Source organism: Pseudomonas sp. LBUM1645, assembly GCF_059716185.1.
Map to the genome: position 1 here is coordinate 1,556,821 of NZ_CP166811.1, position 24,835 is coordinate 1,581,655.

The following is a 24,835-nucleotide window of genomic DNA, read 5'->3' on the forward strand; positions in this document are numbered from 1 at the left end:
CAAACCCGGCATAGAACCCATGTGGGAGCGAGCTTGCTCGCGATAGCGGAGTAACAAACGACATCATTGTTGAATGTTAAACCGCCATCGCGAGCAAGCTCGCTCCCACATTTGATTAGAGTGAAGCCAAAGACCTCACCCTCAATCCACAGGTTTGGTGTTTACACAGCTACCGCACGAGGCTCGCTACGACGCAACGCACGCATCTTGTGCAGCGTATCCGCGCACGTCTTCGCCGCTTCCTGGCCTTTATGCACAAAGTGCTCGAAGAAGAATTTCTGATGTTCTTCGCCGGCATGGAAGTGGTGCGGGGTCAGGACTACCGAGAACACCGGCACTTCGGTTTCCAGCTGAACCTGCATCAAGCCGCTGATCACCGACTGGGCGACGAATTCGTGACGGTAGATCCCGCCGTCAACCACCAGACCCGCCGCGACAATGCCGGCATAACGACCGGACTTGGCCAGCAGCTTGGCGTGCAGCGGAATTTCAAAGGCGCCGCCGACTTCAAAGAAATCGATTTCCGATTCCTGATAACCCTGAGCAATCATTTCGGTCACAAAGCCTTTACGGCTCTGATCGACGATTTCCTTGTGCCAGCAGGCCTGGATGAACGCAACGCGCTCGCCCTGATGGTTTTTGCTTTTGCTATCGATTGCGGTGGGTTGCATGTTCTGACTCCTGTTTATGTAAAAAACAGGGCATATGAATCGAATGGGATTTAAGGGTACGCACGCTCGCACGAATGCCTGCGGACGGCCCTTTGGCGCCAATCCCGTTCTCTCTTCATCCGGACTATGACCGTCGGCCCCGGGATCACACCGGGTCTGCTGACCTTGCCGCCATCACAGCCATTGCCGTGCCTGTCGCCAAGCGCTCGCGGGCTATGCGCATTGCGCGCAATTACCGCCGGTGGGGAGTTGCACCCCGCCCTGAGAACGTTTTGCCGCCAGAATGTTTGGCGGCGAAGCTTTTTTAACACATATTTCTCACCTGTGCATTGCTGCTATCTGATGATTGCTATCGACTTTTTCGTCGGTTCAGGAAGCCTTTTCCTGCCCAAGGGTTGATTATTCGTCGGCATGACCGCAGTAACTCCTGACTGAAAGGGATTTTCCCCTGCAAACCGAGGCCAGATTCATGAGCGTTATCGATCTTCGCAGCGACACCGTCACCCAACCGTCCGCCGGGATGCTCGACGCGATGGCCAGCGCGGCCACCGGTGACGACGTTTACGGCGAAGATCCGACGGTCAATCGTCTGGAAGCCGAACTGGCGAAACGGTTGGGTTTTGCTGCAGCGCTGTTTGTGCCGACGGGCACCATGAGCAATCTGCTGGGCTTGATGGCCCACTGCGAACGCGGTGACGAATACATCGTCGGCCAGCAGGCTCACACCTATAAGTACGAAGGTGGCGGTGCGGCGGTGCTCGGTTCGATACAACCACAGCCTCTGGAAGTGCAGGCCGACGGCTCGCTGGACCTGGCGCACGTCGCGGCGGCGATCAAGCCGGATGACTTCCACTTCGCCCGCACCCGTTTGCTGGCCCTGGAAAACACCATGCAGGGCAAGGTTTTGCCGCTGGAGTATCTTGCGCGGGCTCGAAGCTTCACCCGTGAACATGGGTTGCAGCTGCACCTGGACGGTGCGCGGCTGTACAACGCAGCGGTCAAATTGGGTGTCGATGCCCGGGAAATTACTCAGCACTTCGATTCAGTCTCGGTCTGCCTGTCCAAAGGCCTGGGCGCGCCGATCGGTTCGGTGTTGTGCGGCTCGGTCGAGTTGATCGGCAAGGCGCGACGCCTGCGCAAGATGGTCGGCGGCGGCATGCGCCAGGCCGGGATCCTGGCAGCGGCAGGTTTGTATGCGCTGGATAACAACGTTCAGCGTCTGGCTGACGACCACACCAATGCGCAGTTGCTGGCAGAAGGCTTGCGAGCCGCGGGTTACGAGGTCGAGCCGGTGCAGACCAACATGGTTTACGTGCAGATGGGCAACAAGGCCGAGGCCATCAAGGCGTTTGCCGCCGAACGCGGGATTAAGCTGAGCGCTGCCGGGCGCCTGCGCGTGGTCACGCACATGGACGTCAGCCGCGCTCAAATCGAGCAGGTCGTCGCGACATTCGTCGAGTTTTCGCGCAAGTGATAGCGTTAGCGCTCCAATTGACCGTTTCTATCGTATAAACACGCTGTACCCCGCGCGCAGGGCCGATATAATGCGGCCCTTTGCCGTCGCTTCGTCTGTTGACGTTTCGAACAGGCCTTTGGCCGCAGCCTCCGTGGAAGAACCTAATGAAAAGCGCAGAAATCCGTGAAGCCTTCCTTCGCTTCTTCGAAGAGCAAGGCCACACCCGTGTAGCCTCCAGCTCTTTGATTCCGGGCAACGACCCAACCCTGCTGTTCACTAACGCGGGGATGAACCAGTTCAAGGACTGCTTCCTGGGCCAGGAAAAGCGCGCGTACACCCGCGCGGTCAGCAGCCAGAAATGCGTGCGCGCCGGCGGCAAGCACAACGACCTGGAAAACGTCGGTTATACCGCCCGTCACCACACATTCTTCGAAATGCTGGGTAACTTCAGCTTCGGTGATTACTTCAAGCGCGATGCGATCACCTACGCCTGGAACTTCCTGACGTCCGACCAGTGGCTGAACCTGCCGAAAGAAAAGCTCTGGGTCACCGTCTACGCCAGCGATGACGAGGCCTACGACATCTGGACCAAGGAAATCGGCGTTCCGGCCGAGCGTATGGTTCGTATCGGCGACAACAAAGGCGCGCCGTACGCGTCCGACAACTTCTGGACCATGGGCGATACCGGCCCGTGCGGTCCTTGCACCGAGATTTTCTACGATCACGGCGCCGACATCTGGGGCGGCCCACCGGGCTCGCCGGAAGAAGATGGCGACCGTTACATTGAAATCTGGAACAACGTGTTCATGCAGTTCAATCGCACCGCCGATGGCGTGTTGCACCCGCTGCCAGCGCCGTCGGTCGATACCGGCATGGGGCTGGAGCGGATCAGTGCCGTGCTGCAGCACGTTCACTCGAACTATGAAATCGACCTGTTCCAGAGCCTGTTGAGCGCATCGGCCAAGGCCATCGGTTGCACCAACGACAATCAGGCTTCCTTGAAAGTCGTCGCCGACCACATTCGCTCGTGCGGTTTCCTGATTGCCGACGGCGTGCTGCCGTCCAACGAAGGTCGCGGCTACGTGCTGCGTCGGATCATTCGTCGCGCCTGCCGTCACGGCAACAAACTGGGCGCCAAGGGCAGCTTCTTCTACCAGATCGTTGCGGCACTGGTCGCCGAGATGGGCGAAGCTTTCCCTGAGCTGAAATCCCAGCAAGCGCACATCGAGCGCGTACTGAAAGCTGAAGAAGAGCAGTTCGCCAAGACCCTGGAGCAGGGCCTGAAAATTCTCGAGCAGGATCTGGCTGAGCTCAAAGGCGACGTGGTGCCGGGCGATGTCGTGTTCAAGTTGTACGACACCTACGGTTTCCCGATGGACCTGACCGGCGACATCGCTCGCGAACGCAGCCTGACCATCGACGAAGAAGGCTTCGAGCGCGAAATGGAAGCCCAGCGCGTCCGTGCCCGTTCCGCCAGCTCCTTCGGCATGGACTACAACAGCCTGGTCAAGGTTGATGTGGCCACCGAATTCACCGGCTATGAAGCGACTAAAGGTTCGGCGAAAGTCGTTGGTCTCTATAAAGATGGCCAGTCGGTCGACGTCCTCAGCGAAGGCGAAGAGGGTGTGGTCGTACTGAACCAGACGCCGTTCTACGCTGAATCCGGCGGTCAGATCGGTGACTGCGGTTACCTTCAGGTCGGCAACGCACGCTTCGACGTACGCGATACCACCAAAACCGGTGGCGCCTTCTTGCATCACGGCGTGCTGGCGTCGGGTAGCCTGACCATCGGCGCGCCGGTAGAGACTCATGTTGATGCCGAAGTGCGTCACGCGACTTCGTTGAACCACTCGGCGACTCACTTGCTGCACGCAGCATTGCGCCAGGTGCTGGGCGATCACGTTCAGCAGAAAGGCTCGTTGGTCGACAGTCAGCGCCTGCGCTTTGACTTCAGCCACTTCGAAGCAATCAAGCCTGAGCAGTTGAAGGCGCTGGAAGACATCGTCAACGCCGAGATTCGCAAGAACTCCGAAGTTGAAACCGAAGAAACCGATATCGAAACCGCCAAGCAGAAGGGCGCCATGGCGCTGTTCGGCGAAAAATACGGCGACAGCGTGCGCGTACTGAGCATGGGCGGTGATTTCTCCGTCGAGCTGTGCGGCGGTATCCACGCCAACCGTACCGGCGACATCGGCCTGCTGAAGATTATCAGCGAAGGCGGTGTGGCTTCCGGCGTGCGTCGTATCGAAGCGGTCACCGGCGCCGCGGCGCTGGCATACTTGAACGCTGCTGAAGAACAACTCAAGGAAGCGGCCAACCTGGTCAAGGGTAGCCGCGACAACCTGATCGACAAGCTGTCGGCTGTGCTGGAGCGCAACCGTCTGCTGGAGAAGCAACTCGAGCAGTTGCAGGCCAAGGCTGCCAGCGCGGCGGGCGACGATCTGTCGGCTTCTGCCCTGGATGTCAAAGGCGTGAAAGTGCTGGCCGTGCGTCTGGACGGTCAGGACGGCAAGGCGCTGCTGGCGCTGGTCGATCAACTGAAAAACAAACTCGGCCGCGCAGTGATCCTGCTCGGCAGTGTCCATGAGGAAAAGGTCGTTCTGGTTGCAGGCGTAACCAAAGACCTGACTGGCCAACTCAAAGCCGGTGATTTGATGAAGCAAGCCGCTGCGGCAGTGGGCGGGAAGGGCGGTGGTCGTCCAGACATGGCGCAAGGCGGTGGTACTGACGCTGGCGCACTGGATGCGGCATTGGCCCTGACTGTTCCATTTGTAGAGCAGGGTTTATAAGGCAGTGTGTCCGGCCCGCAGTCTAGTGGCGGGTCCGAACGCTGTTTGAGTGATTATTTGGGCGCCCTTCATGGGCAGAGGCGGCTTTGAAATGGCTTTGATCGTACAGAAATTTGGAGGCACCTCGGTCGGCACTGTCGAGAGAATCGAGCAGGTCGCCGACAAGGTTAAGAAATTCCGCGAAGCCGGCGATGACCTGGTGGTTGTTCTGTCTGCAATGAGCGGCGAAACCAACCGTCTGATCGATCTGGCCAAGAAAATCAGTGGCGACGGCCAACCGGTTCCTCGTGAGCTGGACGTGATCGTCTCCACCGGTGAGCAGGTGACGATTGCACTGTTGGCCATGGCGCTGATCAAGCGCGGCGTGCCAGCGGTGTCCTACACCGGCAACCAGGTGCGGATTCTGACGGACAGTGCGCACAATAAAGCGCGTATCTTGCAGATTGATGACCAGAAGATTCGTGGCGACCTGAAGGCCGGTCGTGTGGTTGTTGTCGCCGGTTTCCAGGGCGTCGACGAGCACGGCAACATCACCACCCTCGGTCGTGGCGGTTCCGACACCACCGGCGTGGCGCTGGCGGCAGCCTTGAAGGCTGACGAATGCCAGATCTACACCGATGTCGACGGCGTCTACACCACCGACCCGCGTGTGGTGTCCGTGGCTCAGCGCCTGGACAAGATTACCTTCGAAGAGATGCTGGAAATGGCCAGCCTCGGTTCCAAGGTATTGCAGATCCGTGCGGTGGAATTCGCCGGCAAGTACAACGTTCCGCTGCGCGTACTGCACAGCTTCAAGGAGGGTCCGGGCACCCTCATTACTATTGATGAAGAGGAAACCATGGAACAGCCGATCATTTCCGGCATCGCTTTCAACCGCGATGAAGCCAAGCTGACCATCCGTGGCGTGCCAGACACCCCGGGCGTTGCATTCAAGATTCTCGGCCCGATCAGCGCCGCGAACATCGAAGTCGACATGATCGTGCAGAACGTTGCGCACGATAACACCACCGACTTCACCTTCACCGTGCATCGCAATGACTTCCAGGCCGCGCAAACCGTGCTGGAAAACACCGCTCGCGAGATCGGTGCCCGTGAAGTCGTTGGCGACATCAAGATTGCCAAGGTGTCGATCGTCGGTGTCGGCATGCGCTCCCACGCAGGCGTGGCCAGCCGCATGTTCGAATCCCTGGCCAAGGAAAGCATCAACATCCAGATGATCTCGACTTCGGAGATCAAAGTCTCCGTAGTGATCGAAGAGAAGTATCTGGAACTGGCTGTGCGCGCTCTGCACACGGCTTTCGAACTGGACGCACCGGCCCGTCAGGGCGAGTGATGCGTTAACCGAAGGGCGCGGTCTGACCGCGCCCTTTTGTTTTTTTGAATGGTGCGACTCGAGGCTGTTCTTTTGCTCGCGCTAGTCAATACTCAGGCATGTAGGGCTGCGATCGCTCCGGTTGTAGGTCGAGTGCCTTTTTTTTGCAGACTGTTGTCCCTGAAATGAAATGCGTGAGGAGAAAGGTATGCTGATTCTGACTCGTCGGTGCGCAGAAAGCCTGATTATTGGTGATGGCGAAATCACTGTGACCGTGCTCGGCGTCAAAGGAAATCAAGTGCGTATCGGTGTCAACGCCCCGAAAGAGGTTGCGGTCCACCGTGAGGAAATTTACCTGCGTATAAAGAAAGAGAAGGACGAAGAACCAAGCCATTAATTTTTATCGTTTTTTATGTTTGCAAACGGGGAAGAAGCTGGTTAATATACGCCCCGTGTTGCGGAGAGCTGGCCGAGTGGCCGAAGGCGCTCCCCTGCTAAGGGAGTACACCTCAAAAGGGTGTCGGGGGTTCGAATCCCCCGTTCTCCGCCATTATTTGCGTAGTACGTTGTAATCTAGCTTCTTCGGTAAGTGTTTGAAATTACTAGAAAAAGTGTTTGACATAGAGATTAGACGGCCTATAATGCGCGGCAACAAATGCACTCGTAGCTCAGCTGGATAGAGTACTCGGCTACGAACCGAGCGGTCACAGGTTCGAATCCTGTCGAGTGCACCATTTAAGAGTCATCTGCAGTAATGTGAATGACTTGGCTTCAACCAGTTGTGATCTGGTATAAAAACACAAATGCACTCGTAGCTCAGCTGGATAGAGTACTCGGCTACGAACCGAGCGGTCACAGGTTCGAATCCTGTCGAGTGCACCAAACACCAAAAAGCCCGCGTTTAACGCGGGCTTTTTGCCGTCTGGGATTTGGCTTTTCCTTTGGTGCATCCTTTCTCATCGAACTCGACGTGCGCGCTACGACCTCGCTGGGTGTCGTAACGGTAGCTCGTGGTCGAATTGCGAATACTGATCTTGTCTGGCTTGCCAAGGGCGCTCTCGACATCCTGCTGATTCATGCCGGCAACAACGCGCTGATTGATGATCGCTTCGCGGCGTTCTTTGGCGTTGATGAGGTTTCCACATTTGTCCTCGGTCTTGCCGACGACAGTCGGATCTCTCCTTTTGATTTTCATACCTGATGTTTCGCGATTCTCGGCTTCCGGCATGAGAGCGGTCGCACTGTCCGGTGTGAAGGTGCGTACATCCTGAAGCGAAAGGCTGTCTCCGGCCGCACAGCTCAACGTAGTGAAGGTAATGCGTCCGTCGGCCGCCTCGCAGCGGTGAACTGTCGTGGCAAGCGCCCAGGGCGACGGGCAGAGCAGGGTAGTCAATAAAAAATAATATGCATTCGATGGCATCAAACGTCCTCCGTGACGGTCCATCTCAAGGGTAGTCGTTACATTTTTCAGTCGCGGTGTGTTTTCTTTTCAGGATGAGTCGTCGCAATTTGATGGATCAGGCGGCGCTCAGGTTTGTCTTGCAAGCGCTTGTTTCAGCCACGATTTTTTAACGTTTTAAACCGTCGGGCGGTGTATCATTGCGCCCGTCAGCCCCGCCGGGGCTTGTGGAATACCTCCATGGACTTACCCAGTAGTTACTCAGTACCCCGTTTTTCCAATCATGAATTGACTGATTGATCCTTCCGGCGTGCCCCGCTGCTGGGAGTGGAGTTCGCCTATGTCTGAAGTTGAAGTAAAGAAAACGCAAGAAAGCCTGCAAGACCGCCTCGCTCAAGTTGTTGAGCTGTTGCAGCGTCAGCGGGTGGTCGAAGACCTGACTCATCGCCAGGAAGGTCCGCATCACGACCGGGTCGAGAACCTGGTTCACCGGCAAAACCTCGTCGAGTTGCAACGCAAGCTCGATGATCTGCACTCCGCCGACGTCGCCTACATCCTTGAAGCCTTGCCGCTGGGCGATCGTCTGACGCTCTGGCAATTGGTCAAGGCCGATCGCGACGGCGACATTCTGCTCGAAGTATCCGATTCGGTTCGTGAAACGCTGATCGCCGACATGGACGATCACGAGCTCCTGGCTGCGGCCAGGGACATGGACGCCGACGAACTTGCTGACCTGGCCTCCGAGCTGCCGCGAGACGTCGTCCACGAACTGATGGAAACCCTCGATGGTCAGCAGCGTGAGCGCGTACGCTCTGCGTTGTCCTACGACGAGGATCAGGTCGGTGCACTGATGGACTTCGAGATGGTGACGATCCGTGAGGACGTCAGTCTCGAAGTGGTTTTGCGTTACCTGCGGCGCCTCAAGGAGCTGCCGAGCCACACGGACAAATTGTTCGTGGTCGATTACGACGGCGTGCTCAAGGGTGTGTTGCCGATCAAGCGATTGCTGGTAAACGACCCGGAAAAACAGGTTTCTGAAGTCATGGCCAGCGACCCGGTGAGTTTTCACCCGGACGAAGACGCCTATGACGCTGCTCAGGCGTTTGAACGTTACGACTTGATCTCGGCGCCCGTAGTCGACAAAAACGGCAAGTTGATCGGCCGTCTGACCATCGACGAAATGGTCGACCTGATTCGTGAAGAGAGCGAAAACGAAGTTCTCAACATGGCGGGTCTGCGCGAAGAAGAAGATATTTTTGCGTCAGTCTGGAAATCCCTGCGTAACCGTTGGGCCTGGCTGGCTGTGAACCTGATTACCGCGTTCATCGCATCCCGGGTGATCGGTCTTTTCGAAGGCTCCATCGAGAAACTGGTGGCGTTGGCGGCATTGATGCCGATCGTGGCGGGTATCGGTGGCAACTCAGGTAACCAGACGATCACCATGATCGTTCGGGCCATGGCGCTGGATCAGGTCAGTACCGGCAATACTTCGCGCCTGATGCGCAAGGAGTTGGCGGTAGGGCTGATCAATGGCCTGGTGTGGGGCGGTGTGATCGGCGTCGTCGCCTATCTGCTGTATGGCAGTTGGTCTCTGGGGGTAGTGATGACCGCTGCCATGACGCTCAACCTGTTGCTGGCGGCATTGGCGGGGGTGTTGATTCCCATGACCCTGGCGCGGCTTGGGCGCGATCCTGCGATGGGCGCCAGTGTGATGATCACCGCCATGACGGACAGTGGTGGGTTCTTCATCTTTCTCGGGTTGGCGACGATCTTCCTGCTCTGACTTATCGACATAAAAAACCCGCCAATCGGCGGGTTTTTTATGCCTGAATTTCAGGCAAAAAAAAGCCAGCGATTAAGCTGGCTTGAGCTTTCGGATGAAATCAGGAAGCGTCTGCGGCCATTTCGGCATCATGCGCAATCAGCGAAACGAGAGCGTTCTGCTGACGGTGGGAGAGTTGGCGGAAGCGTTGCAGCAGTTCACGTTCGTGCAATGACAGCTCCGGGCTGTCCAGGCGCATGCTCAATTCTTCGCCCAGTGCGCCTTCCTGAATAAGGCTCTGTTCAAGGCGCGCGATGATTTCGGAGTTCATGCTGCGATGATGATTGCGAGCCACCTCGGCAATGCGTTCACGCATTCCGTCTGGCAGACGTACGACGAACTTGTCAGCCGTACGGCTGGAATAAATTGCCTGTTTCAATGGGCGCATATATTTAACCGGTTAGTTCAGGGGAGCGGTTCTCGGGATTGGCCGCAGGATGTCTGATAGGACAAGCGGTCTGGCCAAATGTTCAACCTGAATTGATAAAGGCTCGCATCATGCCTCAAAGCAGCCAGTTCATTGGCGTCAATTCTGTGACAAATATTGAACTGGATAAAGGCGTTATGCCAGCACCAATTATCAGAAATGCGGACTGGTTTGAAAAGTTTGCTCAGGTCCGTATTACTGACCGCATCCTCTTGCCCGGCCGGTGATGTCCCGGGACGCCTGAAGGCGCATGCTGTGTAGATTCGATCAGTGTTCCTTACTTGTACAGGATAGTGGCAATTGGCCGATTTACTAGGGGGAGACGTGCAGTGGAAGGTGATTTCAGGATGGATGGCAGGCTGATTTACTTGATGGGGCCTTCTGGGTCCGGCAAGGACAGCCTCATCGAAGCCGCGCGAGAGCCGTTGCAGACGCTCAATTGTGAAGTGGTGCGTCGGGTCATCACACGGTCGGCCGAATCAGTGGGCGAAGATGCGATTGGTGTTTCGCGGGAAGAGTTCGAGCAACACAGAGTCGAGGGCGATTTCGCGCTGTGCTGGAACGCCAATGGCCTGGATTACGGTATTCCGATCGAAATCGATCAATGGCTCAATGAAGGTCGGCATGTCTTGGTCAACGGCTCTCGTGGCCATCTGGCTGAAGCGCTGCGCCGGTATCCAACGCTGTTGCCGGTTCTTTTGATGGTCAAGGATGAAGTCCTGCGAGAGCGCCTGCTGCGCCGTGGTCGCGAAAGTTTTGCTGAGATTGAAGCGAGGCTGCACCGCAATGGGTTATTCACGGCAGAGGGTTCAAACGGAGACACGCGGATCCATCGACTCGACAATTCAGGCGAACTGTCCACAACAGTTGCCAATTTACTGGACCTTTTGAGGGTTAACGCAGTACCGGATCGAACTTGATCTTGCGCCCGGCAATCAGCGCCAGCACAAACAGCGCACCGAACACGCCGCTGGCGATCAAAGGCAGGGTAAGGACCGTATCCTGGACAACTGATAGATGAAGAATGCCGCTCAGTAAGGCGAGGATGAAAAACCCTGCGGCTGATTTGGACATGCGGTGCTCCTGATGGGGTGATTCAAAATACCAAACGTTCTGAAGACTGAGTCGGCAGCAGAATCCCTTCCTGGCTCACCTCTTGGCTAACAAAGCTGCGCTGATCGCTCATTACCGCCAGTTGAGGTGTTCTTTGCACCTGAAGGTAATGAGGCATGCGTTGAGCAATCGGCTCAACACCGCTCTCGGGGATAAAATGAAAGCCCAGCAGAATCGCCAGAGCGATCGCGATCGAGAGTAAAAGGGCGCTGTTCATGAGGCTTGCCTCCGTTGTTCTTCGAGAACAGCTAAAGCAGCCCGCATGCCAAGAGTCTATCGGTAATTAAATCCTTTAAAAACAATGAATTAAGATATTTTACCGAAATGCCTGCATTGCATTTTGCAATGATGGCCTTTTGCGGCGATGCAATTTGCACGGTAAACAAAGCCACGCACCTGCGGGGCGTCTGCCTACACTTAAAAAGCCCAACGGACGACATGACAAAAGCGGGCCTGCCCGTTAACATGCACGCCGTCTATCGCACCGTGTTTCTTTATGGTCGATCTGTGTCTCAGTAGCTCAATTGGATAGAGCATCCCCCTCCTAAGGGGAAGGTTGGCAGTTCGAACCTGCCCTGGGACACCATATAACTGAAGGCCTCTAGAAATTCATGGCCCCTCCGGTAAACCCTCATGGGTGCAGGGTGGGTGCAAATGGATTGCTTCAGGCATAAAAAAAGCCCCGCTCAGATAACTATCTGGCGGGGCTTTTTCATAACCGTTCTTTCTATATTAAGGAAAGGTATGGATGCGCGGATGAGTTCGCTCTGGCCACAATTGCGTCTGCCAGGGGGGCAGTGCTGTTGATCCAAAGCTGACACTCGCCAAGGGCTGAATTCGACCTAGGCACTTTGGTAAGGAAAAGAATTTTTGGGCGGGGGTTGACCACGTATTTTAATCCTGTACTATTCGCCTCCCGCTAACGAGCATATTGATGCTTGCCTAGTTTAAGTGATTGATTTTGTTGATAAAATCAGAAGCTTTTAAGGTTGCTACTTGAGGGTGTGTGCTGTAGACTGCGCCCCTCGGTTGAGACGAAGCTCTTAACCAATCGCTCTTTAACAATTGAATCAAGCAATTCGTGTGGGTGCTTGTGGAGTCAGACTGATAGTCAACAAGATTATCAGCATCACAAGTTACTCCGCGAGAAATCAAAGATGTAACCAACGATTGCTGAGCCAAGTTTAGGGTTTCTTAAAAACCCAAAGATGTTTGAACTGAAGAGTTTGATCATGGCTCAGATTGAACGCTGGCGGCAGGCCTAACACATGCAAGTCGAGCGGCAGCACGGGTACTTGTACCTGGTGGCGAGCGGCGGACGGGTGAGTAATGCCTAGGAATCTGCCTGGTAGTGGGGGATAACGCTCGGAAACGGACGCTAATACCGCATACGTCCTACGGGAGAAAGCAGGGGACCTTCGGGCCTTGCGCTATCAGATGAGCCTAGGTCGGATTAGCTAGTTGGTGAGGTAATGGCTCACCAAGGCGACGATCCGTAACTGGTCTGAGAGGATGATCAGTCACACTGGAACTGAGACACGGTCCAGACTCCTACGGGAGGCAGCAGTGGGGAATATTGGACAATGGGCGAAAGCCTGATCCAGCCATGCCGCGTGTGTGAAGAAGGTCTTCGGATTGTAAAGCACTTTAAGTTGGGAGGAAGGGCATTAACCTAATACGTTGGTGTCTTGACGTTACCGACAGAATAAGCACCGGCTAACTCTGTGCCAGCAGCCGCGGTAATACAGAGGGTGCAAGCGTTAATCGGAATTACTGGGCGTAAAGCGCGCGTAGGTGGTTTGTTAAGTTGGATGTGAAATCCCCGGGCTCAACCTGGGAACTGCATTCAAAACTGACAAGCTAGAGTATGGTAGAGGGTGGTGGAATTTCCTGTGTAGCGGTGAAATGCGTAGATATAGGAAGGAACACCAGTGGCGAAGGCGACCACCTGGACTGATACTGACACTGAGGTGCGAAAGCGTGGGGAGCAAACAGGATTAGATACCCTGGTAGTCCACGCCGTAAACGATGTCAACTAGCCGTTGGGAGCCTTGAGCTCTTAGTGGCGCAGCTAACGCATTAAGTTGACCGCCTGGGGAGTACGGCCGCAAGGTTAAAACTCAAATGAATTGACGGGGGCCCGCACAAGCGGTGGAGCATGTGGTTTAATTCGAAGCAACGCGAAGAACCTTACCAGGCCTTGACATCCAATGAACTTTCCAGAGATGGATTGGTGCCTTCGGGAACATTGAGACAGGTGCTGCATGGCTGTCGTCAGCTCGTGTCGTGAGATGTTGGGTTAAGTCCCGTAACGAGCGCAACCCTTGTCCTTAGTTACCAGCACGTAATGGTGGGCACTCTAAGGAGACTGCCGGTGACAAACCGGAGGAAGGTGGGGATGACGTCAAGTCATCATGGCCCTTACGGCCTGGGCTACACACGTGCTACAATGGTCGGTACAGAGGGTTGCCAAGCCGCGAGGTGGAGCTAATCCCAGAAAACCGATCGTAGTCCGGATCGCAGTCTGCAACTCGACTGCGTGAAGTCGGAATCGCTAGTAATCGCGAATCAGAATGTCGCGGTGAATACGTTCCCGGGCCTTGTACACACCGCCCGTCACACCATGGGAGTGGGTTGCACCAGAAGTAGCTAGTCTAACCTTCGGGAGGACGGTTACCACGGTGTGATTCATGACTGGGGTGAAGTCGTAACAAGGTAGCCGTAGGGGAACCTGCGGCTGGATCACCTCCTTAATCGACGACATCAGCTGCTCCATAAGTTCCCACACGAATTGCTTGATTCATTGAAGAAGACGAAAAGCCAGCCTCTAAGGTGGCTTGAGTCGTTAGAGTTTAGAAATGAGTATTCGAAAATGAATATTGATTTCTAGTCTTTGATTAGATCGTTCTTTAAAAATTTGGGTATGTGATAGAAAGATAGACTGAACAACACTTTCACTGGTGTTGGATCAGGCTAAGGTAAAATTTGTGAGTTGCTCTTAATTGAGTATTATCGAATTTTCGGCGAATGTCGTCTTCACAGTATAACCAGATTGCTTGGGGTTATATGGTCAAGTGAAGAAGCGCATACGGTGGATGCCTTGGCAGTCAGAGGCGATGAAAGACGTGGTAGCCTGCGAAAAGCTTCGGGGAGTCGGCAAACAGACTTTGATCCGGAGATGTCTGAATGGGGGAACCCAGCCATCATAAGATGGTTATCTTAAGCTGAATACATAGGCTTAAGAGGCGAACCAGGGGAACTGAAACATCTAAGTACCCTGAGGAAAAGAAATCAACCGAGATTCCCTTAGTAGTGGCGAGCGAACGGGGACTAGCCCTTAAGTGGCTTTGAGATTAGCGGAACGCTCTGGAAAGTGCGGCCATAGTGGGTGATAGCCCTGTACGCGAAAATCTCTTAGTCATGAAATCGAGTAGGACGGAGCACGAGAAACTTTGTCTGAATATGGGGGGACCATCCTCCAAGGCTAAATACTACTGACTGACCGATAGTGAACTAGTACCGTGAGGGAAAGGCGAAAAGAACCCCGGAGAGGGGAGTGAAATAGATCCTGAAACCGTATGCGTACAAGCAGTGGGAGCCCACTTTGTTGGGTGACTGCGTACCTTTTGTATAATGGGTCAGCGACTTATTTTCAGTGGCGAGCTTAACCGAATAGGGGAGGCGTAGCGAAAGCGAGTCTTAATAGGGCGTCTAGTCGCTGGGAATAGACCCGAAACCGGGCGATCTATCCATGGGCAGGTTGAAGGTTGGGTAACACTAACTGGAGGACCGAACCGACTACCGTTGAAAAGTTAGCGGATGACCTGTGGATCGGAGTGAAAGGCTAATCAAGCTCGGAGATAGCTGGTTCTCCTCGAAAGCTATTTAGGTAGCGCCTCATGTATCACTGTAGGGGGTAGAGCACTGTTTCGGCTAGGGGGTCATCCCGACTTACCAAACCGATGCAAACTCCGAATACCTACAAGTGCCGAGCATGGGAGACACACGGCGGGTGCTAACGTCCGTCGTGAAAAGGGAAACAACCCAGACCGTCAGCTAAGGTCCCAAAGTTATGGTTAAGTGGGAAACGATGTGGGAAGGCTTAGACAGCTAGGAGGTTGGCTTAGAAGCAGCCACCCTTTAAAGAAAGCGTAATAGCTCACTAGTCGAGTCGGCCTGCGCGGAAGATGTAACGGGGCTCAAACCATACACCGAAGCTACGGGTATCACTTAGGTGATGCGGTAGAGGAGCGTTCTGTAAGCCTGTGAAGGTGAGTTGAGAAGCTTGCTGGAGGTATCAGAAGTGCGAATGCTGACATGAGTAACGACAATGGGTGTGAAAAACACCCACGCCGAAAGACCAAGGTTTCCTGCGCAACGTTAATCGACGCAGGGTTAGTCGGTCCCTAAGGCGAGGCTGAAAAGCGTAGTCGATGGAAAACAGGTTAATATTCCTGTACTTCTGGTTATTGCGATGGAGGGACGGAGAAGGCTAGGCCAGCTTGGCGTTGGTTGTCCAAGTTTAAGGTGGTAGGCTGGAATCTTAGGTAAATCCGGGATTCTAAGGCCGAGAGCTGATGACGAGTTACCCTTTGGGTGACGAAGTGGTTGATGCCATGCTTCCAAGAAAAGCTTCTAAGCTTCAGGTAACCAGGAACCGTACCCCAAACCGACACAGGTGGTTGGGTAGAGAATACCAAGGCGCTTGAGAGAACTCGGGTGAAGGAACTAGGCAAAATGGCACCGTAACTTCGGGAGAAGGTGCGCCGGTGAGGGTGAAGCATTTACTGCGTAAGCCCATGCCGGTCGAAGATACCAGGCCGCTGCGACTGTTTATTAAAAACACAGCACTCTGCAAACACGAAAGTGGACGTATAGGGTGTGACGCCTGCCCGGTGCCGGAAGGTTAATTGATGGGGTTAGCTAACGCGAAGCTCTTGATCGAAGCCCCGGTAAACGGCGGCCGTAACTATAACGGTCCTAAGGTAGCGAAATTCCTTGTCGGGTAAGTTCCGACCTGCACGAATGGCGTAACGATGGCGGCGCTGTCTCCACCCGAGACTCAGTGAAATTGAAATCGCTGTGAAGATGCAGTGTATCCGCGGCTAGACGGAAAGACCCCGTGAACCTTTACTATAGCTTTGCACTGGACTTTGAATTTGCTTGTGTAGGATAGGTGGGAGGCTTTGAAGCGTGGACGCCAGTTCGCGTGGAGCCAACCTTGAAATACCACCCTGGCAACTTTGAGGTTCTAACTCAGGTCCGTTATCCGGATCGAGGACAGTGTATGGTGGGTAGTTTGACTGGGGCGGTCTCCTCCTAAAGAGTAACGGAGGAGTACGAAGGTGCGCTCAGACCGGTCGGAAATCGGTCGTAGAGTATAAAGGCAAAAGCGCGCTTGACTGCGAGACAGACACGTCGAGCAGGTACGAAAGTAGGTCTTAGTGATCCGGTGGTTCTGTATGGAAGGGCCATCGCTCAACGGATAAAAGGTACTCCGGGGATAACAGGCTGATACCGCCCAAGAGTTCATATCGACGGCGGTGTTTGGCACCTCGATGTCGGCTCATCACATCCTGGGGCTGAAGCCGGTCCCAAGGGTATGGCTGTTCGCCATTTAAAGTGGTACGCGAGCTGGGTTTAGAACGTCGTGAGACAGTTCGGTCCCTATCTGCCGTGGACGTTTGAGATTTGAGAGGGGCTGCTCCTAGTACGAGAGGACCGGAGTGGACGAACCTCTGGTGTTCCGGTTGTCACGCCAGTGGCATTGCCGGGTAGCTATGTTCGGAATAGATAACCGCTGAAAGCATCTAAGCGGGAAACTAGCCTCAAGATGAGATCTCACTGGGACCTTGAGTCCCCTGAAGGGCCGTCGAAGACTACGACGTTGATAGGTTGGGTGTGTAAGCGCTGTGAGGCGTTGAGCTAACCAATACTAATTGCCCGTGAGGCTTGACCATATAACACCCAAGCAATTTGTGAGCTCGAAAGAGGCCAGATTGCGGTGTGTGAAGACGAAACGAACCGAAAGTTCGAGATACTCACCAAACACCAAACTATCGCATACCCATTCGCTGGAGCGTGAACCTGCAAAGGCCCACGACCTGGCTACCGAATTTCTTGACGACCATAGAGCATTGGAACCACCTGATCCCATCCCGAACTCAGCAGTGAAACGATGCATCGCCGATGGTAGTGTGGGGTTTCCCCATGTGAGAGTAGGTCATCGTCAAGATTAAATTCCGAAACCCCTATCTGCGTATGCAGGTAGGGGTTTTGTTTTGTCCGCAGAAAGTTCGCACAGCAATACCATTAAATAGCCCCGCCAGACATTGTCTGTCCTGCGGGGCTTTTTTACGTGTAATCAACCGACGATCTACATGGAAAGTCTGTCATTGCTGTGCCTTACTCCAGACACAACTCATGGGGCGACGTCGATGCGGCGAAGAGGTGCAAAATTCTGGTTATGGACCAACACGCGGTTACCCCTCCATACGCATGAAGAGGTACTCAGCAATGGCCTGCACGTCGAGGTGCAGGCACGGGTCAGTCATGAGGGGGTTACCCAGGTATTTATAGGCGTCTACGGCACCGATGGCTGGGCGGTTGGCGAGGAGGTTCATGACCGGCACGTCGGTGAGCATTACTGCGCGGCGTTGAAGTGGGGCGCTCAGCGGGCGAGGGAGATTGTCGCGGACACCCTGGAGTTCGTCGCACCGCACCGGGTGCAGTTGACCTTGAGTCCGGTGATTACCGATGAGTCGGAACTGGCCCTGCGGCGGATGGAAATGACCGAGCGCGAGTCTTTGAAACTCAGGTCCGAAGATGCCTGGTCGGAGTACCTGGCTGCCAAGGCAGCCATGCTGGTGCTGATGCGCTCAACCAAAGTCGACCCCAAGGTCTGGGCCGATCACAAGGATCGGCTCAGGCAGGCCATCGATCGACGAGCCTGCGTACAACGCGCCTACCTGCGCTGACTCTGTCTCAAGTCTAGGAGCGTCGCAGAGCCTCAATGGTTTCGATCAGCTCATCGTAGGACACCGGTTTTCCAATGTGCTGGTCAAAGCCCGATTGCTGTGACTTTTGAATGTCGTTGTGGGCGCCATACCCGGTCAGCGCAATGGCCGGCACATCTTTGACCAGCGGCAACTGACGCAATGCGTTTATCAGCTCGTGGCCGTTCATGACCGGCATGCCCAAGTCAGAAATGATCAGATCGAAGCGCGTGCTTTTTGCGGCATCCAAAGCCGCCACCGGACGGTCGAAGGCAATCACTTGCGCGTCTTCCATTTCCAGCAGCATTTTCAAGGTTTCGAGCACATCGGCGGAGTCGTCGACCAGCAGGATCGTCAAACCGCTTAGCCTGCCAGAGGCTTCTTCGACCTGAGTCGGGGATTGCGACTCATCTTTGGTGTGGGCCAAGGGCAGGTAAACCGTGAAGGTACAACCCGTTCCCACCCCGGCAGAGTTCACCTCCACCGTTCCCCGTTGGGCCTCGGTCAACTGACGGACCAGGGACAAACCGATCCCCAGACCCTCACGGTTGTGGCTGACGTGCTGCTTTTCAGCCTGGCCGAACAAGTCGAACACGTGATCGAGGTTCTCGGGTGCGATGCCTGCACCGTTGTCTTTGACGTCCAGTCGCGCCATGTTTCCAATCTGGCTGGCGATCAATTGCACGTGGCCGTTGGAGGGCGTGAATTTCAGCGCGTTATTCACCAGGTTCCAGATAATTTGCTCCAGGCGCGTCGGGTCGGCATGGACCATCAAGGCGCCCGAAGGCACGAGCAGTTCGACGGTGGCGTCGTGTCGGTCGTTGAGCACGACGGCGTGAATATCGCGCAACACACCGGCCAGATCCATAGCAATTGGTTTCAGTTTGAGTTTGCCGGTGCGCACCCGCGCAACATCCAGCAGATCATCGATGATCCGTGCCTGGCTGTTGACGGCGTCGCAGATGGTGTTGACGGCCTTGGCGGCCGGCTCCACCGACTTGGTCACCGGCAAGCGACGCAGCAGTTCTGCATTGAGCTGAATCAGGTTCAACGGATGCTTGAGTTCGTGGGACATGACCGCGAAGAACTCATCCTTGAGGTAATTGGTGTTGCGCGTTTCGGCCAGTTGTTGGCTCTGTTCTTCATGCTGGCGCTTATGACCGGTCAGGTCGCGGGCGATTTTGACGTAGCCTTTGAGATTGTCGCCGCTGAGCAAGGTCACCTCGCCGCTGCAAAAGAAGCGGTTGCCGTCCTTGCGCACGTGCCAGCGCTCATCTTCGCTGCGGCCATGGGTGCGCACTGACAACAGTTCGTTGTCAGGCACGCCGGACGCACGATCTTCGGGGGAGAAAATGAAGTCGTAATAGGCGCCCTCGGCCTCGGCCTTGCTGTAACCGAAGATCAATTCGGCGCCTTTGTTCCAGGTGGTGATCACGCCCTGCTCATCGAGGGTGATGATGGCGTAGTCGCGAGTGCTTTCGGCGACCAGGCGCATGCGTTCTTCGCCCCGTCGCAGCTCTTCTTCAGCCGCCCGACGTTTGGTGATGTCGATGAATGTCAGCACGGTGCCGTCGATGTGGTCTTCGCTGGAGCGATAAGGCAGCAGGCGGGCGATGTACCAGCGGTTGTCGGTGCTGCTGACTTCGCGTTCGATCATGTTCAGCGATTCGAACACCTGCGCTGCGTCTCCCACCAGGTCCTCGTAATGCAGGCGATGAGTAATGTCGAGCAAGGAGCGCCCGGTATCCACCGGTAACATGCTGAAAATGTCAGTGGCGCGCGGGGTGAACCACTTGATGCGCATGCTGCGATCGACAAACACCGTGGCGATGTCGGTGGAGGCAATCAGGTTGGTCAGGTAGTCGTTGATCTTGTCGGTTTCTTCGACTTTGGTTTTCAGCTCGTAGTTGACCGTCAGCAGCTCTTCGTTGATCGACTGCAACTCTTCCTTGCTGGTCTCCAGTTCTTCGGTGGCCGAGCGCAGTTCTTCGTTGATGGCCTGCATTTCTTCGTTGGAAGCCTTGAGCTCTTCGCTGGAGACTTCCGATTGTTCGATGGTGTCCTGCAAGTGCAGCTTGGTGCGTTGCAGTTCGCGCTCAAGGTTGGACAGCACCTGGCTTTCGGTCTGTAGCACGGTGGTGGCCGTTCGTTCGGCAGGGTCGACCTCGACTTCCTCGAAAATCACCAGGACGTATTCGCCGTCCGACTCTTCATCCTTGTAGGGATGCGCGACCAGATCAATCAGGTAACTGCGCTCATCACGCTTGAGCGGCACTTCGCGGGACTTGACCGGCAGACCGCTCTGCTGGACCTGGAACAGCGTGGTGCGGATTTCCAGGCGCAGTTCCGGAAGAATCAGCGTCAGCAAGTTACGCGACAATTCGCCGCCAACATGACGCAGGAAACGCCCGGCACTCTCGCTCATGTGCAGGATGTCGGCGTTGGCATCGACGATCACGCTCGGTGGTGCGGACTGTTCGAGGGCGCGTTGATGGATATCGCCAAATGACAATTTGCGCGGCGCGCTGCTTTGCGGGACCTGTTGGGAAGTGTTGGTCCGCACATAACCCCCGCGCGGCATGGTCGGTGTGCGCCGACTGTTGGCCGTGCCGGTCTTGGCACGGAAGATCCGGTTGCGTTTATCCACCGGCGCGAACAATTCGTGGCACGCGTCCGCGCTCTCGGAAGAGCCGAGGAACAGGAAGCCGCCGGGACGCAGGGCAAAGTGGAACATCTGGAGGATTTCGCGTTGCACTTCGCGATCCAGATAGATCAGCAGGTTGCGGCAAACAATCAGGTCGATCTGCGAGAAGGGCGGGTCGGATAACAGGCTATGCTTGGCGAACAAGACCTTTTCGCGGATTTCCTTGCGGATCCGATAGTGATCGTCTTCCTTGATGAAATAGTGGCGCAGCCGCGAGGGTGGCACATCGGTGATGATCGCTTGTGGATACAGGCCCGCCCGGCCGACGCTGATGGCGCGTTCGTCGATGTCGGTGGCGAACAGCTGCATCGACGCCACGCTGGCGTCCAGTTGCAGTTGATCGTTGAGCAGCATCGCCAGGCTGTAGGCTTCTTCGCCCGTGGAGCAGCCCGCGGACCAGACCCGGATTTCTTCTTTCTCGGGTTGTGCGGACACGATAGCGCTGACCAATTGCGGCACGACATCCCGTTCGAGGGCTTCGAAAGCCTCCCTGTCACGGAAGAAGTTGGTCACGCCGATCAGCATGTCGCCCAGCAGCGCCTTGGTTTCTTCGGGATTGTTCTGCAGATACTGGTAATAGGCACTCAGGTCCGGCTGGCCGGTGACCTGCATCCGGCGCTCGATCCGGCGTAACACGGTGGCGCGTTTGTAGTGCTTGAAGTCATGGCCGGTACCGGTGCGCAACTGAATCAGCACGTCGCGCAGCACTTGTTCGGCATGTGCCGCGTCACGTTCGGACACCGCAGCAATGGTTTGCAGTTCCGGATCGTTGGCGGTGGGCAAACAGATTTCCCTGGAATTGCGCCATAGCTCCAGGAGCTTTTGTGGCATTTCCACCACGGGCAGCACCAGGTCAACATTGCGGGTTTCGATGGCGGCGCAAGGCATGCCATCGAATTCGGCGTCTTCCGGTGCCTGGGCCAGTGTGATGCCACCTTGTTCCTTGATCCGTGACAAGCCAACCGCGCCGTCCGAGCCGGTGCCCGACAACACCAGGCAGAAGGCGCGCTCGCGGTGCACATCGGCCAGGTCGCGGAAGAACAGATCAATGGACGCGTGGCGACCTTCGCGCGGGTCTGTGGCGCTGACTTCCAGAAAGCCATCGTTCATTGTCAGCCGTTGCGCCGGTGAAATGACGTACACCCGGTTTTTCTCGATGGCCACCGTTTCGGTCACCTGCAGAACCGGCATCTTGGTCGATTCCTGGATGATCTTGTCAGCGATGCTCTGGTGGTCGGGCGACAGATGAAGAATGATCACGAACGCCATGCCGTTGTCTTGAGGCATGTTTTCAAAGAACAGCTTGATCGCTTGCAGCCCACCCGCCGACGCACCGATGCCCACCACCGGAAAGTCCAGGGTGCTGGGGCTCAGGGCCTTTCGCTCAGGAGCAGGGGCCGAGTGCTGGGGAGTGGTGGTCATAACGCTGGCCTTTGGCGAGGGGGAAACGCCTCGAATTCAAGTGGGATCTTGGTGCGCTCTAATAAGTCAGGATAATCCTGTTTTTTGATAACACCTTCAAATATTTAGCGCGTACTAAACGGCATGACTTCTCAAGGGAACGCCACTACTGGCCGATAACCCGAACAGTCATGGTCTACTTCTTAAATTGCCTGGAAATCTTCGATGCTGTCGTATCACCAAAAGCGTTTTTTGATCGTCGATGATTTCTCGGATTTCCGCAGTTCCGTCAGGTCCATGCTGCGCGAGCTGGGCGTCAAGGATGTCGACACAGCCGACTCCGGTGAACAGGCGCTGCGTATGTGTTCGCAGAAGGCCTACGATTTCATCCTGCAGGACTTTCACCTGGGCGACGGCAAGAAGAATGGCCAGCAGGTGCTTGAAGACCTGATGATCGAGAAGCTGATCAGCCATGAGGCCGTGTTCGTCATGGTCACCGCCGAGACCAGTCAGGCAATGGTGCTCAGTGCGTTGGAACACGAACCCGATGCGTACCTGACCAAACCGTTCAACCGTTCCGGCCTGGCTCAACGGCTGGAGCGGCTGGAGCAACGCAAGACCTTGCTCAAGCCGATTCTGCAGGCCCTTGACCGGGGCAAACCGGTTGAAGTGCTCAATGCCTGCATCGCCTTGTGCAAGCAAGACATCCGCTACTCGCCGTTGTGCCTGCGCTACCGCGCCGATGCCTTGCGCGACCTGAATCAGAACGAGGCGCTGGAGCGTCTCTACGACAGCATCATTGCTGATCGGCCTTTGCCGTGGGCGTTTGCCGGCTTGGGCAAATTGCTGTTCAAGCGTGGCCAGGTCGGTCAGGCCAAGGGTGTCTACGAAAAAGCCCTGAAAGTGTTCCCGATGATGCCGGCGCTCTACGACGGCATGGCCGATGTGCTGGTCGCCGAAGGTGACACCAAGGCGGCCCAGCGTGTGCTGGAAGAGGCGATCCGCTTGTCGCCGCTGGCGGTGCGCCGGCAAGCGCAGTTGGGCAAGTTGGCGATGGCCAACGAAGATTTCGACACCGCCTCCAAAGCCTATCGCCAGGCGGTGGCGCAGGGCGCGCAGTCACGTTTCAAGGATGCGGAAAGCAACCTTGGCCTGGCTCACGCCTTGATCAGTAAAGGCAGCGAAAAAGGTCTGGATACCCGGACTCGACTGGAAATCAACACGACGCTGAGTGCGGTGGCCAAGGAAAACCCTTCCGACCCGGGTCTGCAGATTCGTGCGCGATTGATGAAAGCCACCAGCCTGTTGCTCAACGATGCCGAGACCGCCGAGAAGCTCACCGAACAGGCGATGATGCGCCTCGATGGCATGGAACAGTTCATGAGCGCCGAAGCGGCGCTGCTGGTGGCCAAGCAACTGCAGATGCTCGGGCAGGCCAGCGCCGGTGCCTCGATGCTGAAAAACTGCGCGGAAATCTACGGCGACGACCCGACAGTGATGAAGGGCATCGCCAAGTTGACCGACGATCCGACCATCCTCAACTCCGGCAACGCCGCTGCCGACCTCAACCGTCAGGGCGTGCGGGTATACAAGACCGGCAACCTGGTGGAGGCGCGGCAGGTGTTCCGCAAAGCCCTGGCGCTGCAACCCAAGAACATCAGTATCGCGCTGAACATGGCGCAGTCGCTGCTGCATGGCACCGACACCAGTGTTCCTTCGGCGGAGCTGGAGGAATGTCGGACGTGCCTGAAGATGGTCGGCCTGATGCCCGACACCGATGCGCGTTTTCCCCGTTATCAGAAGTTGCGAAGCAAGGTGTTTGGCGAATGAACAATAGCGAACAGGCACTCGATTTTTCCACGGTGATTGCCTCCACCGTGCACGACATGAAGAACTCCCTGGCGATGCTGATGCAGGCCCACAGCCAATGGTTGGCGCGCTTGCCGGATCCGCAGCAGCACAGCCCGGAGCAGGGCGTGATCGAATTCGAGTTCGCGCATCTCAATGGCATGCTGGTGCAGTTGCTGGGGCTGTACAAACTCGGCGTCAACCGGATGCCGTTGCAGCCGGCCTACCATGAGCTGGATGACTTCATCGAAGCGCAACTGGCGGCGCATCAAGACGTGTTCGCCAGCCGCGGCATCATGGCGACCTATGAAGTGGACCCGTTGAGCCCTTTGGGTTTCTTCGACCGGGAGCTGATTGCTTCGGTGCTGGGCAACAGCATCAACAACGCCATTCGTTACGCCCGCCACGCGGTGTTGATCAGCGTCAGCGATGAAGCCGGGCAACTGGTGCTGACCGTCAACGACGATGGCGAGGGTTATCCACCCGAGATGATCTTGCGTCAGGCCGATTACGTGCAGGGCATCAACCACAGCAGCGGAAGCACTGGCCTGGGCCTGTACTTTGCCGGGCGGATTGCCGCACTCCATCAACGCAATGGCGTGGGCGGGCGCACCGAAATCAGCAATGGCGGCCCGCTGGGCGGCGGGGTGTTCAGCCTTTACCTCCCCTGACAGGTACATCCCCCGTAGGAGCTGGCGAAGCCTGCGATCTTTTGATCTTGCCTTTAAACAGCAAAGTCAAAAGATCGCAGGCTTCGCCAGCTCCTACTGGATTGTGGTGGCCGAAAATCAGAGGTGTTCAGCCAATGATTTTCTTTTTGTGCGGTGCTTGATATTCCGAACAGGCGGAGCCTATTTTGTACGGGTCGCCGTTCGCGGCTCGCACAACAACAAAGGAT

The 24,835-nt window shown here is 56.0% G+C and carries 16 protein-coding genes, 4 tRNA genes, 3 rRNA genes and 1 riboswitch; of the genes, 17 read left to right on the forward strand and 6 right to left on the reverse strand.

Going from position 1 to position 24,835, the window contains the following annotated elements:
• Positions 1-161 precede the first annotated feature (161 nt).
• On the reverse strand, positions 162-671 hold the full coding sequence (locus ACA079_RS06820; RefSeq protein ID WP_497702993.1) for a 6,7-dimethyl-8-ribityllumazine synthase: 510 nt from the start codon (positions 669-671) through the stop codon (positions 162-164).
• Positions 672-773: 102 nt separating this feature from the next.
• A riboswitch (FMN riboswitch) is annotated at positions 774-944 on the reverse strand.
• A 196-nt stretch (positions 945-1,140) separates the two neighbouring features.
• On the opposite strand from ACA079_RS06820, the gene ltaE reads away from it, so the two are divergent.
• From ltaE to ACA079_RS06855, 7 genes are all read left to right on the forward strand, one after another.
• Positions 1,141-2,145: a low-specificity L-threonine aldolase gene (ltaE, locus tag ACA079_RS06825; protein WP_497702994.1), complete on the forward strand. Its 1,005-nt coding sequence runs from the start codon at positions 1,141-1,143 to the stop codon at positions 2,143-2,145.
• Between the two features lie 146 nt (positions 2,146-2,291).
• Positions 2,292-4,916 carry an alanine--tRNA ligase gene (gene alaS, locus ACA079_RS06830; protein ID WP_497702995.1) on the forward strand — a complete coding sequence of 875 codons (2,625 nt, stop codon included), beginning with the start codon at positions 2,292-2,294 and terminating at the stop codon, positions 4,914-4,916.
• Between the two features lie 91 nt (positions 4,917-5,007).
• Entirely contained in the window at positions 5,008-6,249 is a 1,242-nt protein-coding gene (locus ACA079_RS06835; protein WP_008154299.1) for an aspartate kinase, read from the forward strand.
• Positions 6,250-6,436: 187 nt separating this feature from the next.
• Complete coding sequence (csrA, locus tag ACA079_RS06840) at positions 6,437-6,625, forward strand: carbon storage regulator CsrA (protein ID WP_002554426.1); 189 nt, start codon at positions 6,437-6,439, stop codon at positions 6,623-6,625.
• A gap of 62 nt (positions 6,626-6,687) precedes the next feature.
• Positions 6,688-6,778 (forward strand) — tRNA-Ser (locus ACA079_RS06845).
• A gap of 107 nt (positions 6,779-6,885) precedes the next feature.
• Positions 6,886-6,962, forward strand: a tRNA-Arg gene (locus ACA079_RS06850).
• 71 nt (positions 6,963-7,033) lie between these two features.
• A tRNA-Arg gene (locus ACA079_RS06855) sits at positions 7,034-7,110 on the forward strand.
• Between the two features lie 19 nt (positions 7,111-7,129).
• Here the strand turns inward: ACA079_RS06855 and ACA079_RS06860 are convergent.
• The gene (locus ACA079_RS06860; RefSeq protein ID WP_497702996.1) at positions 7,130-7,648 is read right to left on the reverse strand and encodes a cell envelope protein SmpA; all 519 of its coding nucleotides are present in this window, start codon (positions 7,646-7,648) and stop codon (positions 7,130-7,132) included.
• A gap of 319 nt (positions 7,649-7,967) precedes the next feature.
• Here ACA079_RS06860 and mgtE point away from each other — a divergent pair, with 319 nt between their 5' ends.
• Entirely contained in the window at positions 7,968-9,410 is a 1,443-nt protein-coding gene (gene mgtE / locus ACA079_RS06865) for a magnesium transporter (RefSeq protein WP_497702997.1), read from the forward strand.
• A 100-nt stretch (positions 9,411-9,510) separates the two neighbouring features.
• Here mgtE and ACA079_RS06870 read toward each other — a convergent pair whose 3' ends face one another.
• A complete protein-coding gene (locus ACA079_RS06870) occupies positions 9,511-9,837 on the reverse strand; it encodes an Arc family DNA-binding protein (protein WP_003178899.1) in 327 nt (108 codons plus the stop codon).
• 110 nt (positions 9,838-9,947) lie between these two features.
• Here ACA079_RS06870 and ACA079_RS06875 point away from each other — a divergent pair, with 110 nt between their 5' ends.
• Together ACA079_RS06875 and phnN are read left to right on the forward strand one after the other, a co-directional pair.
• Entirely contained in the window at positions 9,948-10,103 is a 156-nt protein-coding gene (locus ACA079_RS06875; RefSeq protein WP_415757533.1) for a hypothetical protein, read from the forward strand.
• 120 nt (positions 10,104-10,223) lie between these two features.
• On the forward strand, positions 10,224-10,796 hold the full coding sequence (gene phnN / locus ACA079_RS06880; RefSeq protein WP_497704290.1) for a phosphonate metabolism protein/1,5-bisphosphokinase (PRPP-forming) PhnN: 573 nt from the start codon (positions 10,224-10,226) through the stop codon (positions 10,794-10,796).
• Here phnN and ACA079_RS06885 read toward each other — a convergent pair.
• Together ACA079_RS06885 and ACA079_RS06890 are read right to left on the reverse strand one after the other, a co-directional pair.
• Positions 10,771-10,950, reverse strand: coding sequence for a PA3371 family protein (locus ACA079_RS06885; RefSeq protein ID WP_056741414.1), 180 nt, complete (start codon positions 10,948-10,950; stop codon positions 10,771-10,773). The two genes, phnN and ACA079_RS06885, sit on opposite strands and share 26 nt — an antisense overlap.
• 22 nt (positions 10,951-10,972) lie before the next feature.
• Positions 10,973-11,206 (reverse strand): hypothetical protein, encoded by a 234-nt coding sequence (locus ACA079_RS06890; protein WP_497702998.1) that lies wholly within the window; start codon positions 11,204-11,206, stop codon positions 10,973-10,975.
• A gap of 292 nt (positions 11,207-11,498) precedes the next feature.
• Here ACA079_RS06890 and ACA079_RS06895 point away from each other — a divergent pair.
• The 5 genes from ACA079_RS06895 to ACA079_RS06915 all read left to right on the forward strand — a co-directional run bounded on the left by ACA079_RS06895 (position 11,499) and on the right by ACA079_RS06915 (position 17,966).
• Positions 11,499-11,575 (forward strand) — tRNA-Arg (locus ACA079_RS06895).
• A gap of 628 nt (positions 11,576-12,203) precedes the next feature.
• Positions 12,204-13,742 (forward strand): 16S ribosomal RNA (locus ACA079_RS06900).
• Between the two features lie 315 nt (positions 13,743-14,057).
• Positions 14,058-16,949: ribosomal RNA gene (locus tag ACA079_RS06905) — 23S ribosomal RNA — on the forward strand.
• 159 nt (positions 16,950-17,108) lie between these two features.
• Positions 17,109-17,224: ribosomal RNA gene (gene rrf / locus ACA079_RS06910) — 5S ribosomal RNA — on the forward strand.
• The 16S, 23S and 5S rRNA genes sit together here, the layout of an rRNA operon.
• 202 nt (positions 17,225-17,426) lie before the next feature.
• Positions 17,427-17,966: a hypothetical protein gene (locus tag ACA079_RS06915; RefSeq protein WP_497702999.1), complete on the forward strand. Its 540-nt coding sequence runs from the start codon at positions 17,427-17,429 to the stop codon at positions 17,964-17,966.
• A 13-nt stretch (positions 17,967-17,979) separates the two neighbouring features.
• On the opposite strand, the gene ACA079_RS06920 is transcribed toward ACA079_RS06915, so the two are convergent.
• Entirely contained in the window at positions 17,980-22,110 is a 4,131-nt protein-coding gene (locus ACA079_RS06920) for a CheR family methyltransferase (RefSeq protein WP_497703000.1), read from the reverse strand.
• 204 nt (positions 22,111-22,314) lie between these two features.
• Between ACA079_RS06920 and ACA079_RS06925 the strand changes: the two genes are divergently transcribed.
• Positions 22,315-23,919 (forward strand): response regulator, encoded by a 1,605-nt coding sequence (locus ACA079_RS06925; RefSeq protein WP_497703001.1) that lies wholly within the window; start codon positions 22,315-22,317, stop codon positions 23,917-23,919.
• Positions 23,916-24,608, forward strand: coding sequence for a sensor histidine kinase (locus tag ACA079_RS06930; protein ID WP_497703002.1), 693 nt, complete (start codon positions 23,916-23,918; stop codon positions 24,606-24,608). The genes ACA079_RS06925 and ACA079_RS06930 overlap by 4 nt, the downstream gene beginning before the upstream one ends.
• The last annotated feature ends 227 nt before the right edge of the window (positions 24,609-24,835 follow it).

Bases quoted from the DNA above. Each gene is read 5' to 3' on its own strand.
- ACA079_RS06820 (WP_497702993.1), bottom strand. From the start codon at position 671: ATGCAACCCACCGCAATCGATAGCAAAAGCAAAAACCATCAGGGCGAG.
- ltaE (WP_497702994.1), top strand. From the start codon at position 1,141: ATGAGCGTTATCGATCTTCGCAGCGACACCGTCACCCAACCGTCCGCC.
- alaS (WP_497702995.1), top strand. From the start codon at position 2,292: ATGAAAAGCGCAGAAATCCGTGAAGCCTTCCTTCGCTTCTTCGAAGAG.
- ACA079_RS06835 (WP_008154299.1), top strand. From the start codon at position 5,008: ATGGCTTTGATCGTACAGAAATTTGGAGGCACCTCGGTCGGCACTGTC.
- csrA (WP_002554426.1), top strand. From the start codon at position 6,437: ATGCTGATTCTGACTCGTCGGTGCGCAGAAAGCCTGATTATTGGTGAT.
- ACA079_RS06860 (WP_497702996.1), bottom strand. From the start codon at position 7,648: ATGCCATCGAATGCATATTATTTTTTATTGACTACCCTGCTCTGCCCG.
- mgtE (WP_497702997.1), top strand. From the start codon at position 7,968: ATGTCTGAAGTTGAAGTAAAGAAAACGCAAGAAAGCCTGCAAGACCGC.
- ACA079_RS06870 (WP_003178899.1), bottom strand. From the start codon at position 9,837: ATGCGCCCATTGAAACAGGCAATTTATTCCAGCCGTACGGCTGACAAG.
- ACA079_RS06875 (WP_415757533.1), top strand. From the start codon at position 9,948: ATGCCTCAAAGCAGCCAGTTCATTGGCGTCAATTCTGTGACAAATATT.
- phnN (WP_497704290.1), top strand. From the start codon at position 10,224: ATGGATGGCAGGCTGATTTACTTGATGGGGCCTTCTGGGTCCGGCAAG.
- ACA079_RS06885 (WP_056741414.1), bottom strand. From the start codon at position 10,950: ATGTCCAAATCAGCCGCAGGGTTTTTCATCCTCGCCTTACTGAGCGGC.
- ACA079_RS06890 (WP_497702998.1), bottom strand. From the start codon at position 11,206: ATGAACAGCGCCCTTTTACTCTCGATCGCGATCGCTCTGGCGATTCTG.
- ACA079_RS06915 (WP_497702999.1), top strand. From the start codon at position 17,427: ATGCGGCGAAGAGGTGCAAAATTCTGGTTATGGACCAACACGCGGTTA.
- ACA079_RS06920 (WP_497703000.1), bottom strand. From the start codon at position 22,110: ATGACCACCACTCCCCAGCACTCGGCCCCTGCTCCTGAGCGAAAGGCC.
- ACA079_RS06925 (WP_497703001.1), top strand. From the start codon at position 22,315: ATGCTGTCGTATCACCAAAAGCGTTTTTTGATCGTCGATGATTTCTCG.
- ACA079_RS06930 (WP_497703002.1), top strand. From the start codon at position 23,916: ATGAACAATAGCGAACAGGCACTCGATTTTTCCACGGTGATTGCCTCC.